The organism is Nitrosomonas europaea, from assembly GCF_900167395.1.
In the GTDB taxonomy this organism is placed as follows: domain Bacteria; phylum Pseudomonadota; class Gammaproteobacteria; order Burkholderiales; family Nitrosomonadaceae; genus Nitrosomonas; species Nitrosomonas europaea.
In genome coordinates this window covers 21,420-39,140 of the sequence record NZ_FUWK01000030.1, presented here as the reverse complement: position 1 = coordinate 39,140, position 17,721 = coordinate 21,420, and the positions used below count along the sequence as shown (strand labels likewise).

Sequence of the window (17,721 nt, the reverse complement as noted above, 5' to 3'; positions counted from 1 at the left end):
GATAAAATTACCGAATTGAATAACTGAATCTGATCTAACAGGCACTCGTCAAATCGGGTAACTGTCAGATCAGATCTCAACTACTACATATAAATTTTATGATTCGAGACGCCTTAATCCATTGCTCAAAATTTTTATAATAGTCGGATGCTGTTTAGAAACTTTTATTTCGAGGAACCTTGACATCATCAATTTCTCGGGCTTATAGTCTGGTCAGGTGCTGAACACACCCCTTCCTTTACCCCTGTAGCGGCAACGGCGCCCCTGAAAGGGAAACAACGCGAGTCTCTACAGGAGTGTTCAGTACCTGGGCGTTTATTCCTCAGTTTCTCAATCCACCCACCTGATTCGATATTGTTGGTTACAACAATCCTGGCTAAAACTTCCACAAGCTGTACGAGTCTCTCTATTGCAACCTCATATCAATTCGGATTCTCATATCCCGAATATAGTTAATTCCGATCAAAACTGTTTTCGCCAGGCTTTCAGAAACAACGATCAAGAATTCTCCCAAATTCCGGGAATTTTCTTTGTTATCTATCAAGCCGGTCTCATACATGCCGTTGTTTTAATTTATAACAACACCCAAAAATTTTTACTGCCATGACCCCGGCAGCCATGAGCCATGAATCGATGCATCATTGACTACAAAACCATAAAATCCGCACAACCGGAAATCATTTCCAGAATCATCGAGATCAATGAAGAATCTCCGAACTGCTTCAGGGAGATGGATCATCTGTTGCGTTCCGACCAGGTGGTTGCATCGTTCATTCTCAGAGTGGCAAATTCACCCATTTACAATCGCAGTCAGCCGATCAGGACATTACCCATTGCGATCAGTCTGCTGGGAATCAATATCATTCGTTCACTGGTCATACTGGCTTTCTCGCGTTCCGTATTTTCCAAAAGCAAGAATGCCCTGGTATGCAAACATATCTGGCACCACTCCCTGCTGACTGCCATTGCCAGTTACAACATCTGTTCTGAACTGGGAAAAGCGGAGGATTGTGAAGAGGCCTTTGTTGCCGGACTGGTTCACGATATCGGCAAGGTGCTGCTTTTTACCCACGTACGCAAGGATTATATGGATGCGCTTACCTATGCGCTCGAGAATGCCTGCTCTAGCAAAGAAGCGGAGCAAAAATTCATGGGTACGGATCATTACCAGATCGGTGAGCAGGCAGTCAGGGAATGGAAACTCCCGCCACAGTTTCAGCTGTATGTCGGCACTGATCTGGATCAGTTATTACCCGGGCAGATCGACAATGAAATCCTGCTCTGGCTGGCAATCGCCAACAGCCTGATCAAAGGAGCCGGAATTGGTACCAACCCCTGTGACCCGGTCATCCGCAAGGAGAAGCTGATGGCTTACGGACTGAATGAAGAGTTTTCTGACCATCTGCTCGATGAAGCTTTCTTTCAGAAATTGATCAACGATGAAATCTTTCAGTTCTGCGCCCATGATCGCTGTTGACCCCCCCTCTGGAACAAGCTCGAACAAGATCGAATCACATTCTCCCGGGCACGGTCGCCCGATCATCGTTACCTCGATTGAGCATAACGTCTGGCAAGAGCTGGAACAGGAAATCGTATGTTCACTGAAACGTCTGCAATGCCCGCGTCTGCTGGATTCAACCGTACTTTTACTGCACAAACTGATTACAAACATAGTCAGAACCATGCATCGCCATGCATTCCAGCGAGCGATCGAAGATGATCTGAACATCGATATCGCCAGCAAGGACAATGTATTCGATGAACTTCTGCAGAATGAGCTGATCACGCATGGTGATCGGAATATCGAGCAATTCTGCAGAAAGAATCATTTCCAGGTCATACTGACCTTTCCTGAAGAAAAGGGCACTTTAATACGCATCGAATACCCGGAAAACTGTGACAACAGTGCTTATCTGGATAGTAAACTTGCCAAAGCGATCGGATTCACACTGCTAAAACAGATCGATGGGACCACCGCACCGGGCTATCACTCCGCCAAAGTAGTGAGAGACATAGCACGGCATCACCCTCACCTGGAACAGGCGGAACATTCTGAATTACTGCTCTCTGCTGAGGAATCGGATAAAACACAGGCTATTTTCTGCAAACTGAACTACGGCATCATCGTTTTTTCCAGTGCAGGCGATATCCTGTCCATCTCCCCTGCGATTCTCAACAACCTGAAGCTGGAAGTATCACCGACTTCGGTTCACATCCTGACAGGCATCATTCCCGGCCATTTCTATAACGACGTGCTATGGGGACTTGCTCTGGAGTCACAGGGTGGGGTATTCGAGAACTACAGAATCCGCGTCAGACTGCCGCATGACAACAGCCTGTCGCTACTTTTCAATATCAGCGGTTATCGCCATCATGACATGACCATTCACACATTGTGGCAGGTCGTATCGCTGGACCATAAAGCCACCCATACACTGGCCGAAGGTTCCATTCTCAATGAAGCCCGTGTTCATAACATCACCCGTAATTACGTCCCTCAGCTGGTCGAGCAAAAAGCCCGGGAAATCGTCCGGCTGGGCGGCAATGCACTCCCCAATGAAGAATGCCGGCTCGCTGTCCTGTTCTGTGATATTGCCGGCTTTACCAGCTATGTGGAAAACAACGAAAAAGAAGAATCCGTCATTCATACGCTCAACCTGATACTCGGCAGAATCACAAAAGCCGTCAGACAGCATGAGGGAATCATCGACAAATTCATGGGTGATTGTGTCATGGCGCTGTTCAGAGAGCCCCACAAAGCCATACTGGCCGCATTGGAAATTCACAAACATTCCTACGACTTCAATAATTTGCGAATGCGTGCCGGCAAAGATCTGCTGCTCTTACGCATCGGTATCCACTGGGGCAAGGTGGTCATCGGTAATGTTGGTTCTTCTGACAGGCTCGACTGGACGACGATCGGAGATGTCGTCAATACTGCTGCCCGTCTTGAAAAAAACTGCTGTCCGGGCGCGATACTGATCAGCGAAGCACTGTACGAAACCACCGCACACATGGATCACCCTGAAATCAGATTCAGTAAACCCTTTCATCTCAAGCTGAAAGGAAAACGCAACAAACAGGCCGTTCGCTATGTGCAAACCGCCAGCCAGCCTCTGTTGCACGACATTTTCACCACTCATCACGCAAAAGACTGATCACATCTCTGCCTGATGCACGAACGATCAGCCGTTCCGGACACGACTCACCTGTATCGATGTCACAACGCTTCGTAACGGATTTCCACTACTTCCAGTTCTTGCGGGCCGCCCGGTGTCTGCAATGGCACCACATCTCCTTCACGTGCCTTCAGCAGTGCTTTGGCCAGCGGTGAAATCCAGCTGATCCAGCCCCGGCCCGGTTCAGCTTCATCGATACCGACGATGCTGTAAGTCTGCTCCTCGCCGCGCTGATTACAAACCGTTACCGTCGCACCAAAAAATACCTGATCACATTCGCCGCGCTGCTTCGGATCGATGATTTCGGCGTTATCCAGACGCCTGGATAAAAACCGCAGGCGGCGATCGATTTCACGTAAACGCCGTTTTCCGTAGATGTAATCACCATTCTCCGAGCGATCACCGTTCGATGCTGCCCAGGAAACGACTTTGACCAGTTCCGGGCGTTCCACTCTCCATAATTGATCGAATTCATCCTTTAAGCGCTGATAACCTCCCGGAGTAATGTAGTTTTTTACGCCTTGCGGCAGCTGCGGGTTGCCATCCAGCTCTTCCTCACCGTCACTTTCCTTGGTAAATGCCTTACTCACACTTACATTCACTCATCATTTGTATGAACGAATACTGCTTTTGCATACACTCCCAGATTAATCTGCCTGTTATACTCAAAACCATGCAAGTCATCATTATCAGCGGGTTATCCGGTTCGGGAAAATCGATCGCACTCAAAGTCCTGGAAGATTCAGGCTACTACTGTGTCGATAACCTTCCCGCGTCATTGCTTGTCGTTCTCATCAACCACCTGCAAACGCAGCAGCACGCTTACGTTGCGGTCGCCATCGATATGCGCAGCGGCGAGAACATTACTGTTCTGCCCTGGCAGCTCAAAATGATCGACAAAAGCATCCAGATAAAATTCATATTTCTGGAAGCACGTACTGAGACGCTGATGCAGCGCTTTTCCGAAACCCGTCGCAGACACCCCCTGAGCGATAAAAATATTACCCTGGAAGAAGCCATCCGGCGTGAACGTGAAGCACTGGCCACATTGACAGGGTTGGGACATCATATCGATACCAGTTCTCTCAGGCCCAATGTGCTGCGGGCCTTTATCAAGGATTTCATTGCAGACAGCCGAAGCCCCTCTCAATTGACACTATTGTTCCAGTCGTTCGGCTACAAACACGGTATTCCGCTGGACGCTGATCTGGTATTCGACATACGTTGTCTGCCCAATCCTTTTTACGATCCGCAACTGAAGGAATTGACCGGGCACGATCCCGAAGTCATCCGCTTTATGGAATCTCAGCCGGATGCCTCAAAAATGCTCAGAGATATCAGCAGTTTTCTGGGTACCTGGCTACCTGCTTACATACGGGATAACCGGGCCTATCTCACGGTTGCCATCGGTTGTACCGGGGGACAGCACCGCTCGGTTTATTTTGCAGAAAAGCTCGCACTGCACTTCCATGACAGCGCCCATGTTCTGGTACGTCATCGCGGCCTGGCGGAATACAAGCCGCACTACGCCCGCAGATAATCTTCTTTCCTTCCCAGCCAGCGCTGCATGTGGCACTGCGCCGCCAGCGGATGATCGCGCAGCATGTTCTCTGCAGCATTACGTGCCATTTCAAGCAGATCGATATCCTCTTCCAAATTGGCAAATCGCAGCAGAGGCACACCACTCTGACGGGTGCCGAGGAACTCCCCAGGCCCGCGCAGCAACAGATCCTGACGCGCGATTTCGAATCCATCACGATGTTCGAAAATGATCTGCAACCGTTTACGTGCCACTTCGGACAACGGCTGCTGATACATCAGGACACACACACCGGTGGCCGATCCACGACCGATCCGCCCGCGCAGCTGATGCAGTTGCGACAACCCCATACGCTCAGCATGCTCGATCACCATCAGCGAAGCATTCGGCACATCCACCCCTACTTCGATCACAGTCGTGGCAACCAGCAATTGTACTTCTCCCTGACTGAATTCCGCCATGATCACAGATTTTTCATCGCTGTCGAGCCGGCCGTGAATGAGAGCAATTCTGAGATCAGGAAAAGTCTGGCTCAACGTTTCATAGGTTTCCACCGCCGTTTTCAACTGCAATGCCTCTGATTCCTCGATCAGCGGGCAGACCCAGTAAGCCTGGCGACCAGCCAGACAAGCTTCACGGATACGCGCAACGATTTCCTCGCGCCGGCTGCTGTCGATCAATCTGGTTACCACCGGTGATCTGCCAGGCGGCAGCTGATCGATGACAGAAACATCCAGATCAGCGAAATAGCTCATGGAAAGTGTTCGTGGAATCGGTGTGGCACTCATCATCAGCTGATGCGGTATCACCTCCTCATCTCCACCTTTCATACGCAGTGCCAGCCGCTGACCAACACCGAAACGGTGCTGTTCATCGATGATCACCAACCCAAGGCACTTGAACTGGACCGCCTCCCGGAACAACGCATGTGTTCCGATGACAAGCATAGCCTCACCCGTTGCTGTTCTTTCCAGCTCCTGATTGCGCAGGCTTTTCTTCTGGCTGCCGGACAACCAGCCCACCCCCACACCAAGGGGAGTCAACCAGTCGGATAGTTTGCGGAAATGCTGCTCGGCCAGAATTTCTGTCGGCGCCATGACAGCGACCTGATAACCGTTTCCGATCGACTGCAAAGCAGCCAGTGCTGCCACGATCGTTTTGCCGCTGCCTACATCTCCCTGTAACAACCGCTGCATGGGGTAAGGCTGCGCAAGATCCTTGCTGATTTCGGTCACCACTTTGCATTGCGCGTCAGTCAGACCGAATGGCAGTACCTCCAGCAATGCCTGCTGCAAGCCGGTCTGCTGCTGCAGAACAGGTGCCTGCTGACTGCGGCGCTGGTGATAATGACAACGCATGGAGAGTTGCTGCGCCAGTAATTCGTCGAACTTGATCCGAAACCAGGCCGGATGGGAGCGTTGCTGCAAGGATGTGATCGACACCCCGGCAGGTGGACAATGAAGTATGGACAAACTGTCCTCGAATGCAGGGAACTGACAAGCAGATAATATCGTTGCCGGCAGGGTTTCCTGCAGAAGCCGTTTTGCACGTAATCGTTCAAAAGCCTGCATGATCAGCCGGGCAAGGGTACGTTGCGGCAGCCCGGCCATTCCCGGGTAAACCGGTGTCAGCGTATTCGCCAACACCATACTGCCACGCACTACCCGGCATTTCGGGTGCACCATTTCCACTCCGTGGAATCCGGCCCGTACTTCACCCAGTACGCGCAGCCGCGTACCCGGTGACCAGGCGGTTACCTGACTGGCATAAAAATTGAAAAAACGCAGATAAAGCGTACCGCTATCGTCATCCACCCGGCAAACGAGCTGCCGCCGCGGGCGGACCAGCACTTCCTGCTCGGCAACGACCCCTTCTACTTGTACTGTACTTCCAGGAACGGCCTGGCTAATGGGCGACAGCCGTGTTTCATCCTCATAACGCAGCGGCAGGTGCAAAACCAGATCGAAATCACTGAACAGGCCAAGTTTCTCGAGCTTCTTGCGTAAAGCCTCATCCAGTGAGTCGAAAAAATGAGCAGCCAACGGGAAAATGATGTGAATGGTAAACCAGCGTCATTTATCCAGCACGACGACAGCATCCATCTCCACCAGTGCATCACGCGGCAATGCTGCCACACCAATGGCTGCACGTGCGGGATACGGCTGGCTGAAATGCTTGCCCATGATTTCATTGACCCGGGAAAAATTGCCTAGATCGGTCAGATAAACGTTCAGTTTGACCACATCGCCCAAACTGCCGCCACTGGCAGCGATCACTGCCTTGAGATTGGCAATGACCTGCTCGATCTGCGCATCGACCCCCGCCACCATTTCCATGCTGACCGGATCGAGCCCGATCTGGCCGGAAAGGTAAACGGTCTCCCCGCCCGTCACGCGAACAGCCTGGGAATAGGTGCCGATTGCCTGCGGGGCATCATTGGTCTGGATAATAAATTTGCTCATTCTGACTCCCTGGATAGTACGATAGAATAAAATGTCTGGCGCCCGCACAGGCAGGCAGCGTCTCAATTCTCGATAAAGTATAAATTCATGCAGAAACTCGTCATTCACGGAGGAGCTAAGCTCCAGGGTGAAATCAGTATTTCCGGTGCCAAAAACGCAGCCCTGCCGGTACTATGCGCATCGCTGCTGACTGCCGATACATTTACCATCCAGAACCTCCCGCATCTGCGGGATATCACCACCATGCTGGCACTGCTCGAACAGATCGGTGTGCGCATTTTAACAAATGACCCGGGTACAGCAGAACTGTCTGCTGCCAGCATTACCAATCCGACCGCTTCTTACGACATGGTCAAAACCATGCGTGCCGCCATCCTCGTACTGGGTCCACTGCTGGCACGAACCGGGCAGGCATATATTTCACTGCCGGGCGGCTGCGCAATCGGCATGCGTCCGGTAGATCAGCATATCAAAGGACTGCAGGCCATGGGAGCGGACATCAGTATCGAACAAGGCTACATCCGTGCCCAGGCCGGACGCCTTTCGGGTACGCGTATCGTCATGGATCTCGTTACCGTCACCGGCACCGAGAATCTGATGATGGCCGCCACACTCGCCTCCGGTACCACCATCCTGGAAAATGCCGCGCGTGAACCTGAAGTAGTCGATCTGGCGGATTGCCTCATTGGCATGGGAGCGAAAATCGAAGGGGCAGGCAGTGACATCATCGTCATCGAAGGAGTGGATCACCTGCATGGCAGTTCACATACTGTCATGCCTGATCGCATCGAGACCGGCACATTCCTGACTGCTGTCGCTGCCTGCGGGGGTGACATCACCCTGACCCGGACACGCGCAGATACACTCGATGTCGTACTCGGTAAACTGATCGAGACTGGTGCGGCCATCGATACGGGTGAAGACTGGATCCGCCTGCGCATGCAGCACCGGCCACAGCCAGTCAGTCTGCGTACCGCACCCTATCCGGCCTTTCCCACCGATATGCAGGCGCAGTTCATGGCGCTGAACAGTATTGCTGACGGGACCTCTGTCATGACGGAAACGATTTTCGAAAACCGCTTCATGCATGTACAGGAGCTCAAACGTCTGAATGCGGATATTCAGGTCGAAGGCAATACCGCGATCGTGCATGGCATTCCCCAACTCGATGGCGCCAGTGTGATGGCAACTGATTTGCGTGCCTCCGCCTGCCTGATCATCGCCGGGCTGGTTGCGCAGGGAGAAACCATCGTCGACCGGATCTATCACCTGGATCGGGGTTACGAACGAATCGAACGAAAACTGGCACAGGCAGGTGCACAAATCAAACGCATAAATTAAAAAACCCCCGTATTACGGGGGTCTGAAACTGGCAGTTCGTCGTCGAATCAGTTCAGCAGTGATGGCGGGTTGTAGCTGATCACGATGGTAGCCAGACGTTTGTTCAGGCCCATGACCGGCACAACCAGCAATTTCCTGTTATCCACGTCGGATTTGATAGTGATGGTCTGCAGACCAAGAACATCTTTAGGATAAAGACTCGAAGCCTCTTCACTCTCCAGTCTTTTATCGGTGGATACCAGCAACTTGCCTTCATCACTGATCAATACGACGCGCTCGGTATCTTTCGTCTTGACGAGTTCGGTCAGATACTGGTCGATCTGGTCCAGATTGTTACGGATCAGCTCGCCACGCACTGCCCAAGCCAGCACCTGACCAAAGCGTTCCTCTTCCTTTTTGTACTGGCTGTCGGCATATTCACGCGCTTTTTTGACCAACTCCTTACTCTTTTCCTCAAGCTGCTGCGCGATCTGAGCCTGCCCTTTTTCCAGCCGTGACTCAGCCTGGTTTACAGCAATCTGCTTCCAGATGAACACCAGCAGCAATATGCCCAGAAAAACCAGTAATGACCATGAAGGCAACTGTTTGTGCTGCAGGTCGGCAATTGGCGCAAACTTCTTGCCCAGAATATTGAGTAATGAAGCGGGCTTGGTCCATTCGACCTTGTCTTTGGACTGGTCGCTCTCGTTCTGCGTGTATTGATCCGACATGAATTGCTCCTTCGTTAATGAGTGACTCGATGAAAGGCGCTAATTATCCACCATTCCCTTTTCCAGGGAAAGCAGTGCTGCCAATAACCAGCCCCTATTATGCATACGTGTTGCAAAATCTGCCAGTCGATTCTTTCCGGGTTGCGGGTAAAATACAGGGTTTCAACAAACGACAGACATTTCCGTGGAAAAAGATAAAAAAACCTGGTCGGGACGTTTCAGTGAACCGGTTGCGCAACTCGTACAACGCTATACCGCATCGATCGGATTCGACTACCGACTGGCCGAATATGACATCCAGGGTTCGCTCGCACACGCCCGTATGCTGGCTGCCACTGGTATCATCCAGCCCGCTGATCTGGCCGCCATTGAACAGGGGCTGGCACAAATCCGTGAAGAAATCAGTAAGGGTGAGTTCGAATGGCAACTCGAACAGGAAGACGTCCATCTGAACATCGAACGGCGTTTGACTGCGCTGACCGGAGATGCTGGAAAGAAATTACATACCGCCCGCTCACGCAACGATCAGGTGGCCACCGACATCCGACTCTACCTGCGCACCGCGATCGACGAAATTATCGACCTCATCCACACGCTGCAATATGTACTGCTGGATCTGGCAGAGCAGCAAGCTGCCACGATCATGCCCGGATTCACTCATTTACAGGTGGCTCAGCCTGTTTCGTTCGGACATCATCTGCTTGCCTACCATGAAATGCTGCAGCGTGACGGGCAGCGCCTGCAGGATTGCCGAAAGCGCGTCAATCAACTGCCGCTGGGCGCTGCCGCTCTGGCCGGCACCAGCTATCCCGTCGACCGGGCAATGGTTGCGTATGAACTGGGATTTGATGATATCTGCCACAACTCGCTGGACGCCGTTTCCGACCGTGACTTCGCGATCGAGTTCTGTGCCTGCGCTGCACTCATCATGATGCACCTCTCCCGCCTGTCAGAGGAGCTGATACTCTGGATGAATCCGGCCTTCGGTTTCATCCGGCTGGCAGATCGGTTCTGCACCGGCTCGTCGATCATGCCACAAAAGAAAAATCCTGATGTGCCTGAACTGGTACGCGGAAAAACCGGTCGCATCAACGGCCATCTGGTCGCGCTGCTGACCTTGATGAAATCCCAGCCGCTGGCCTATAACAAAGATAATCAGGAGGACAAGGAGCCTCTGTTCGATACGGTCGATACCCTGAAGGATACCCTGACCATTTACGCCGACATGCTGGCCGGGCTGCACGTCAACCCGGAAGCCATGCGCCAGGCTGCACTGCGCGGTTACGCAACGGCCACCGATCTGGCCGATTATCTGGTCAAAAAAGGGATACCGTTTCGCGATGCGCACGAAGCAGTCGCCCAGGCGGTCCGTTTCGCGGAAAGCAAGGCATGTGATCTGAGTGAACTCTCGCTTGCAGATTTGCGACAATTTTCCGAAGTCATCGAACAAGATGTCTTCGAGGTATTGACGCTGGAAGGCTCCCTGCAAAGTCGCAATCATCCTGGCGGCACTGCCCCGGAACAAGTGCGTGAAGCCATCTGTCGTGCCCGGTCACAGTTACCCGGCTAAGCTGGAGACAGAACGCGGGATGAAACAGGAATTTCTGCACATCGCCTCCTCTTTGTGGGCAACCGTGGCTGCACAGATTTCACGACACACCGGACAGACATTCGCCCCGGAAAGCCTCACCCCGATCGGTGGAGGGTGTATCAATCAGACCTTCTGCATCCGTGATCACGAACGGCAATACTTCGTCAAATTGAACAAAGCCGGGAATTTGGCCATGTTCGAATCCGAAGCAGCGGGACTGGGAGAAATACTCGATTCTGCCAGCCTGCGTGTCCCTCAACCACTTTGCTGCGGAAGTCATCACGATGATGCCTGGCTGGTACTGGAATTCATCGATCTTCAGAACCGGGGAAATGCAGCTGCACTAGGCATCGGGCTGGCAAACATGCATCGGCACACCGCGGAAACATTCGGCTGGATACGCGACAACACGATCGGCTCGACCCCCCAGAGAAACGCCACCGCCAGCGACTGGATTTCGTTCTGGCGACAACACCGGCTGGGTTATCAGTTGAATCTCGCTCGCAAAAATGGCCACACCGGTTCACTGCAATCACTGGGGGAACGTCTTCTGTCCGAATTTCAACATTTCTTTACCGATACCCTGCCACTCCCGTCACTACTGCATGGCGATCTGTGGGGAGGCAACTACGCTTTCGATCAGGATGGTCAGCCCGTCATTTTCGACCCGGCTGTTTATTACGGCGACAGGGAAGCAGATCTGGCGATGACGGAACTGTTTGGTGGCTTCCCGCCCGATTTCCAGGCTGCCTATCGCGATACCTGGCCAGTGGAAACCGGCTATACCACCCGCAAGCAGCTCTATAACCTTTACCACATCCTCAATCATCTCAATCTGTTCGGGCCGCAGTATCTGAGCCAGGCGGAAATCACCATGAAAAAATTACTGGCCGAACTTTATTGATGAGCAGACCTACCCGTGTAATCACGTTCATTGTCAAGCAGCAACAGTCACAATAAAATGACCCAAGTAACGAGAAAGGAGATATTTGCCACAAACCAACGCTTTTACCAGCGCTTTTCAGCACCAGTAACCCGTCATCACCGGACTGCACCAGCCATGTGCAACCTCAGGCACAGCCAGAAAACATAGCGCAAATGACGGGCAACCCCCATTTACAAACGGTGGACCATGCTGCAATACCCGGGTTGCGGCAGATATTCATCAACCAAACAAGGATCATCAACTATGAGCACGACCAATATCCTCAAGCACCTTGCCAATCTGGAAAAACATCTCGCAGAGGAACATCCGGATAATCCGGTCCTGACCAAAGCCGTCCACAGCTTCAGAAAACTGGATGGTGTCGCCCAGGCGCTCGGATTACTGGAGTTGAACGAGTCATACGCCACCTATGTCACCTGGTGGCCGATGATTGCAGTGCTGGGCACTTTCTCGTCGGGCAAATCGACTTTCATCAATTCCTATCTGAATATGACGCTGCAGCGCACCGGCAATCAGGCGGTCGACGATAAATTCACCGTGATCTGTTACAGCCGCCACGATGAAATCAAAACACTCCCCGGTGTGGCACTCGATGCCGATCCGCGCTTCCCGTTCTATCAGATCAGCCATAGCATCGACGAAATTGCAGAAGCCGGACCACAGCGCATCGATGCCTACATTCAGCTCAAAACCTGCCCGTCGGAACAGATTCGCGGCAAAATCCTGATCGATTCCCCGGGATTCGATGCAGACAGCCAGCGTACTTCCACCCTGCGCCTCACTCAGCACATCATCGATCTGTCCGACCTGGTGCTCGTCTTCTTCGATGCGCGCCACCCGGAACCCGGTGCCATGAAAGACACGCTCGAATATCTGGTCGCCGCCACCATCAATCGCCCGGATGCCAACAAGTTTCTGTACATACTCAACCAGATCGATGTGACGGCAAAAGAAGACAATCCCGAGGAAGTCATCTCCGCCTGGCAACGTTCACTGGCTCAGGCCGGCTTGCTGGCCGGGCGTTTCTACCGGATTTATGACAAGGATGCAGCCACCCCCATCGAAAATCCGCAAATCCGGGAACGTTTCGAACAAAAACGCGAGGAAGATCTGGCAGATATCAGCACACGCATGCAACAAATCGAAATCGAACGCTCGTACCGCATTGCTGCCATGCTCGAACAAACAGCCAACACCATCGAAAACCAGGTCATCGGTAAACTGGAAACTGCACTCGATCAGTGGAGAAGCCAGGTACTCACACTCGACGGCATACTGGTCGGCCTGCTGGCAGCATTGACAGGAATAGCACTGACCGTTACGGACAGCTGGCATCTGCTCAAGGAATGCATCGACGGGATTTCTGCCGGTGGCATATTGCCGATCATCACCATCATGCTTCTGCTGGGAGTCATCGGCTATATTCACTTTGCCGTGCGTAAAAGTGTCGCCCGCAGCATCCTGAAACAACTCCCGCAGGAATTCGGACACGATCACAATGCAGCCAAGCAATTCAGCCGCGCCTTCAGTAAAAGCACGGCCGGTTACCGCCCCATGTTCCTGAAGAAACCGGCTGGCTGGAATGGTACAAATCGTCGCATCCTGGCTGAAGTCAAGGAAGATGCCAACGATTACATCCAGATGCTGAACGACCAGTTCACCGATCCGTCCGGTCATCTGGAGCAGGAACAGAACCAACCTGCCACCGAACAAGCCTGAACGATCGATCACCCGACACCCTCTGCCCGCAACAGTGGCAGAGGGTTGTTTTTTTCAGCCAACCATGTCATTCCAGGGCGAAATCACCCATCTATCCCAGAAAGGGCTGGGAGTCGTACAACACCCGGAGAACGGGCTCTCTTACTTCGTTGCCGGCACCTGGCCTGGAGATAGGGGGGAATTCGAAATAACCGATCGCGCCCTGAACAACAGAAAATACGGTTATGCCCGTCTGATTCGCCTCATTCAGTCTTCCCGTCATCGTAAAACACCTGAATGCCGGTTTCTCGGTTTCAGCGGCAATGATTGCTCCGGCTGCCCGTGGATGATCGCGGATTACGACAGCCAGCTGGAACAGAAAAAAAACCGGTTTCTCTACGCCATGCACAGAGTTGGCTTCGATCTCGCTGATCTGAACATCGGAGCGGTACAGCCTTCTCCGGATCTGTTCGGCTATCGCAACCGTTTTCAGGTCAAAACAGATGGTGAAAAACTGGGCTTCGTGGCCGAGGGATCGCATCATATCGTCCCGATCGAGGACTGTCTGATTCTCAATCCTGCCTGCCGGCAACATCTGCAAACCCTGCGCAAGCACCTGCCCAGCCGCGAATGGAGTCCGGCACCGGGCGATGACTGGAATTTCATCGATCTGGACGATCAATCACCGGCAGAACCGGTACTGCTCAACTGGAAACAGCCTTTCCGACAAGGCAATGATGCACAGAATCAATGGATGAGATCGTGGCTGAAATACGCACTCGAACAGCACGGTCACTCGCACAAAATCGTCGAATTATTCTGCGGTTCAGGCAATTTCACTGAAGTAATCGCGCAAACCGGATGCCCAGAGATACTGGCTTATGAAGCCGATCCGCAGGCAATCACCGTTCTCCGGCAAAAGAATCTGCCCGGTGTGGATGCCAGAACGGCCGACCTCTACCACCCCTTCATCTGGAAGATTCTCAAAAAGAATGTGCAGGATGCCGGCATCCTGGTGCTCGACCCGCCCCGCTCCGGGCTGAAAACCCTGCGTGGATTCTTCGATGCCTTCGCTGCACTTGAAACCATCTGCTACATCTCCTGCGATCCCGTAACCTTCGCGCGCGATGCCTGGATATTCTGCAAAAACGGGTGGAAATTCACTGATATTCAGCTCATAGATCTGTTTCCTCACACTCCGCATATCGAGATCACGGCCACGTTTCACAAACAATGGGGAAATACCAAAAAAGGAAACAAACGGTAGTTGGGTACGTCCAACTACGACTTCCCTAAACTATTCCATCCGTTTGCCGAAGAAACTTCAATACCCCCTCCGGAGCATCGGCTCTGGAGCAGATCAGAACCCGCAATCAATCAGGACGGATACAAAAGATGACGATACAGCCGGAGAATTTTCGCAAACTGACTGAATGGACTCAATTTCTCAGTGAAGTGGAAATTCCCGTATTGCGTAAAACTGCCAACGATCTGGCAGCATTGAGAGAACAGGAGCCCAATCCCAGTGCACGTAACGTCGCTCGCATCATCAGGCATGACCCGCTCATGACCGTAAAGCTGTTGCGCCATCTGCAACAACACAAGCATAAGCGGCAGCAGCAGGAAATCGTGCAGGTCGAACAGGCACTGATCATGCTGGGTGTGGAAAACGCACTTGATCAGGTTGTCGCTGAACCTCTCGTGCAACATTTACTGCAACAGCGCCCCGCTGCACTGGTCAACCTGCTGCAACGGATACACCGTGCGCATATTGCCTCCAACTATGCACTTGAATGGGCCATACGCCTGTACGACACTCATTTCGAGGAAATTCGTATCGCCGCACTGTTGCACGACATCACTGAAATGCTGCTGCGCTGCTTCGTTCCTGACAAAATGCTCGAAATCGATGCCCTGCAACGACAGGACAGCACACTGCGCAGCGCCACCGTTCAAAAAACGATATTGGGCTTCACGGTATACGATCTGCAAGCTACGCTGATAGAAGCCTGGGCACTGCCAGAACTGCTGATCATGCTGATGGACAAAAAGCATATCGCCCATCCACGAGTTCGTAATGTCGTACTGGCGGTCAACCTTGCACGACATAGCGCCCATGGCTGGGATGATGCTGCCCTGCCGGATGATTATGCTGAAATCGGTGAACTGCTGCGCATCACGCCGAATGATGCCAGGACATTGGTGCACGCCCGCTACTGACGCCACTGAAGGATACCATCTCCAAGATTGGGAACACGGTACTTCATTCTGGTAAAGTTGATACGCTGAAAAATCCGGATCCTGATTTTCAGTCTCTTTGTAAATGCCGACAGGTATGAAACAATCCAACCCATCAATTACGAAGGTACCAGATCACCGCTACTTGCCACACTCCATTTGCGGTTAAAGAGAGAGTATCACGACCTCACGAGGTAATTCCTTACCCCGCACCGCTCCTTGATGAAATAAGAACTATCTTGGAAATGGGCAGAAAGCAGGTGATAACAGGGCAATCTCATACACGGACAGCCTGTTTACCTGCGCCGACCAGTCTCGCCAATATTCGTCTGGCCATATCCTGCAACGGGACGATTTCATCGACAGCGCCAAGGGTAATAGCTTCTTTGGGCATACCAAACACCACGCAACTGGTTTCATCCTGCGCCAGATTATAGGCACCTGCATGATGCATATCGAGCATTCCCGCGGCACCATCCTTGCCCATCCCCGTCAGAATCACGCCGACAGCATTTTTCCCGGCGCAATGGGCCGCAGACTGAAACAGTACATCCACTGATGGGCGGTGGCGGTTGACCGGATCTGTTTGACTCAATTCGGTCACATAGTTAGCACCGCTTTTCTTCAGCAGGAGATGGGAATGACCCGGTGCGAGATATGCATGACCCGGCAGCACCCGCTCGCCTCCTTCGGCCTCCTTGACCCGGATTTTGCATAACCGGTCGAGCCGCTCGGCAAAGGAACGGGTAAACCCTTCCGGCATATGCTGAGTAATCAGTATACCCGGACAATCCGGCGGCAAATGAATCAGCACATCTTTGATGGCCTCGGTACCGCCAGTAGATGCCCCAATGATGATCAGCTTTTCGGTAGAAATACCGTGATGCCGCGGCATCTGTACAATACTTCCACTTGCAGCACCATTGCTGGCAACGGGTTCCAGACGATGGATACGTGCCGTGCTGGCAGTACGAATTTTTCCTGTAATTTCATCTGTGTAGGCTTCGAGGCTATTGCGGATATCCATCTTTGGTTTGGCAACAAAATCAACGGCCCCCAGTTCCAGCGCCCGAAAGGTTACTTCTGATCCCCGCTCAGTCAGTGTCGATACCATCACCACCGGCATGGGCCGCAATCGCATCAGTTTCTCCAGAAATTCCAGGCCATCCATCTTTGGCATTTCCACATCCAGCGTCAGTACATCCGGATTCAATGTCCGGATCATTTCACGCGCCACTATCGGATCCGGGGCCGCACCAATCACCTCCATATCCGGCCGGGCATTGATGATCTCGGTCAGTAATTTGCGAATCAGGGCTGAATCATCAATGATAAGTACACTGATCTTTTTCATGAGCTCCTCCTCAATTTTCACGCGTACCTGGCTGTATTGCAGACTGCGCTACAGACAGCAGTAACCGGCTGTAATTCTGCTCGCGCTCGACAATGGTATCGTTACGCGATACATATAATTTCTTCTGCAACACTCGGCCGTTTTTGGGGAAAAAATGGATCTTGCGTGGATGATTACCTTCCAGATCTGCCGCCAGAATTGGAATCCCCCGTTCCGCCAGATATTTTTTGACAAACCGGGTATTCTGCGAACCGATCATTGATGACACCATGGCACGCTGCACATTACCCCCTCCAAATACCTTGGAAACCAGATTCTCCTTGTGTGCCCCGTTTCTGAGCAGCTCGCGAATCAGGATATCCATTGCATAGCCACCGAAACGCGCGCATTCCACCTGAAGTCCCTGGTCATCTTCGCCTCTAGGCAGCATAAAATGATTCATTCCGCCCACGCCGCTCTGACCGTCATAAATACAGGCTGAAACGCAGGAACCCAGTACTGTACTCAGCACCATATTCCGAGTGGTCACAAAATATTCTCCCGGCAGCAGTTTGACCGCTTCCGTATTCAGGCGCTGATCGAAATAGAAATTTGAAGCAAACTGAGGATTAACCATAGCAAGGCAGAGCTACCCGATAATTTATCAAATCTGTTTTTGGTAC

General features: G+C 52.3%; 15 protein-coding genes. 9 read left to right on the top strand and 6 right to left on the bottom strand.

Annotated elements, in window-relative coordinates:
• The first annotated feature begins 625 nt into the window (after positions 1-625).
• Positions 626-1,477, top strand: coding sequence for an HDOD domain-containing protein (locus B5D58_RS09800; protein ID WP_011112384.1), 852 nt, complete (start codon positions 626-628; stop codon positions 1,475-1,477).
• Complete coding sequence (locus B5D58_RS09795; RefSeq protein ID WP_011112385.1) at positions 1,440-3,158, top strand: adenylate/guanylate cyclase domain-containing protein; 1,719 nt, start codon at positions 1,440-1,442, stop codon at positions 3,156-3,158. Before B5D58_RS09800 ends, B5D58_RS09795 begins: the two co-directional genes overlap by 38 nt.
• A gap of 62 nt (positions 3,159-3,220) precedes the next feature.
• Here the strand turns inward: B5D58_RS09795 and greB are convergent, their stop codons facing one another.
• Positions 3,221-3,769 carry a transcription elongation factor GreB gene (greB, locus tag B5D58_RS09790; protein ID WP_011112386.1) on the bottom strand — a complete coding sequence of 183 codons (549 nt, stop codon included), beginning with the start codon at positions 3,767-3,769 and terminating at the stop codon, positions 3,221-3,223.
• An 83-nt stretch (positions 3,770-3,852) separates the two neighbouring features.
• Here greB and rapZ point away from each other — a divergent pair, with 83 nt between their 5' ends.
• Complete coding sequence (gene rapZ / locus B5D58_RS09785) at positions 3,853-4,719, top strand: RNase adapter RapZ (RefSeq protein ID WP_011112387.1); 867 nt, start codon at positions 3,853-3,855, stop codon at positions 4,717-4,719.
• Here rapZ and recG read toward each other — a convergent pair.
• Complete coding sequence (gene recG, locus B5D58_RS09780; RefSeq protein WP_011112388.1) at positions 4,704-6,761, bottom strand: ATP-dependent DNA helicase RecG; 2,058 nt, start codon at positions 6,759-6,761, stop codon at positions 4,704-4,706. The genes rapZ and recG overlap by 16 nt on opposite strands.
• Positions 6,762-6,791: 30 nt before the next feature.
• Positions 6,792-7,181 (bottom strand): RidA family protein, encoded by a 390-nt coding sequence (locus B5D58_RS09775; protein WP_011112389.1) that lies wholly within the window; start codon positions 7,179-7,181, stop codon positions 6,792-6,794.
• Between the two features lie 87 nt (positions 7,182-7,268).
• Between B5D58_RS09775 and murA the strand changes: the two genes are divergently transcribed.
• The gene (gene murA, locus B5D58_RS09770; protein WP_011112390.1) at positions 7,269-8,522 is read left to right on the top strand and encodes a UDP-N-acetylglucosamine 1-carboxyvinyltransferase; all 1,254 of its coding nucleotides are present in this window, start codon (positions 7,269-7,271) and stop codon (positions 8,520-8,522) included.
• Between the two features lie 47 nt (positions 8,523-8,569).
• Here murA and B5D58_RS09765 read toward each other — a convergent pair whose 3' ends face one another.
• Complete coding sequence (locus tag B5D58_RS09765; RefSeq protein WP_011112391.1) at positions 8,570-9,232, bottom strand: hypothetical protein; 663 nt, start codon at positions 9,230-9,232, stop codon at positions 8,570-8,572.
• Positions 9,233-9,416: 184 nt separating this feature from the next.
• On the opposite strand from B5D58_RS09765, the gene argH reads away from it, so the two are divergent.
• The 5 genes from argH to B5D58_RS09740 all read left to right on the top strand — a co-directional run bounded on the left by argH (position 9,417) and on the right by B5D58_RS09740 (position 15,687).
• Positions 9,417-10,802 carry an argininosuccinate lyase gene (argH, locus tag B5D58_RS09760; RefSeq protein WP_011112392.1) on the top strand — a complete coding sequence of 462 codons (1,386 nt, stop codon included), beginning with the start codon at positions 9,417-9,419 and terminating at the stop codon, positions 10,800-10,802.
• A gap of 19 nt (positions 10,803-10,821) precedes the next feature.
• Entirely contained in the window at positions 10,822-11,727 is a 906-nt protein-coding gene (locus B5D58_RS09755; RefSeq protein WP_011112393.1) for a fructosamine kinase family protein, read from the top strand.
• Positions 11,728-12,012: 285 nt separating this feature from the next.
• Positions 12,013-13,488: a dynamin family protein gene (locus B5D58_RS09750; protein WP_011112394.1), complete on the top strand. Its 1,476-nt coding sequence runs from the start codon at positions 12,013-12,015 to the stop codon at positions 13,486-13,488.
• Positions 13,489-13,552: 64 nt separating this feature from the next.
• On the top strand, positions 13,553-14,734 hold the full coding sequence (locus B5D58_RS09745) for a class I SAM-dependent RNA methyltransferase (protein ID WP_011112395.1): 1,182 nt from the start codon (positions 13,553-13,555) through the stop codon (positions 14,732-14,734).
• Between the two features lie 128 nt (positions 14,735-14,862).
• Positions 14,863-15,687, top strand: a complete 825-nt coding sequence (locus B5D58_RS09740) for an HDOD domain-containing protein (RefSeq protein WP_011112396.1) — start codon at positions 14,863-14,865, stop codon at positions 15,685-15,687.
• A 295-nt stretch (positions 15,688-15,982) separates the two neighbouring features.
• On the opposite strand, the gene B5D58_RS09735 is transcribed toward B5D58_RS09740, so the two are convergent.
• Positions 15,983-17,059: a protein-glutamate methylesterase/protein-glutamine glutaminase gene (locus B5D58_RS09735; RefSeq protein ID WP_011112397.1), complete on the bottom strand. Its 1,077-nt coding sequence runs from the start codon at positions 17,057-17,059 to the stop codon at positions 15,983-15,985.
• A gap of 10 nt (positions 17,060-17,069) precedes the next feature.
• Positions 17,070-17,675 (bottom strand): chemoreceptor glutamine deamidase CheD, encoded by a 606-nt coding sequence (gene cheD, locus B5D58_RS09730; protein ID WP_011112398.1) that lies wholly within the window; start codon positions 17,673-17,675, stop codon positions 17,070-17,072.
• Positions 17,676-17,721 lie beyond the last annotated feature (46 nt).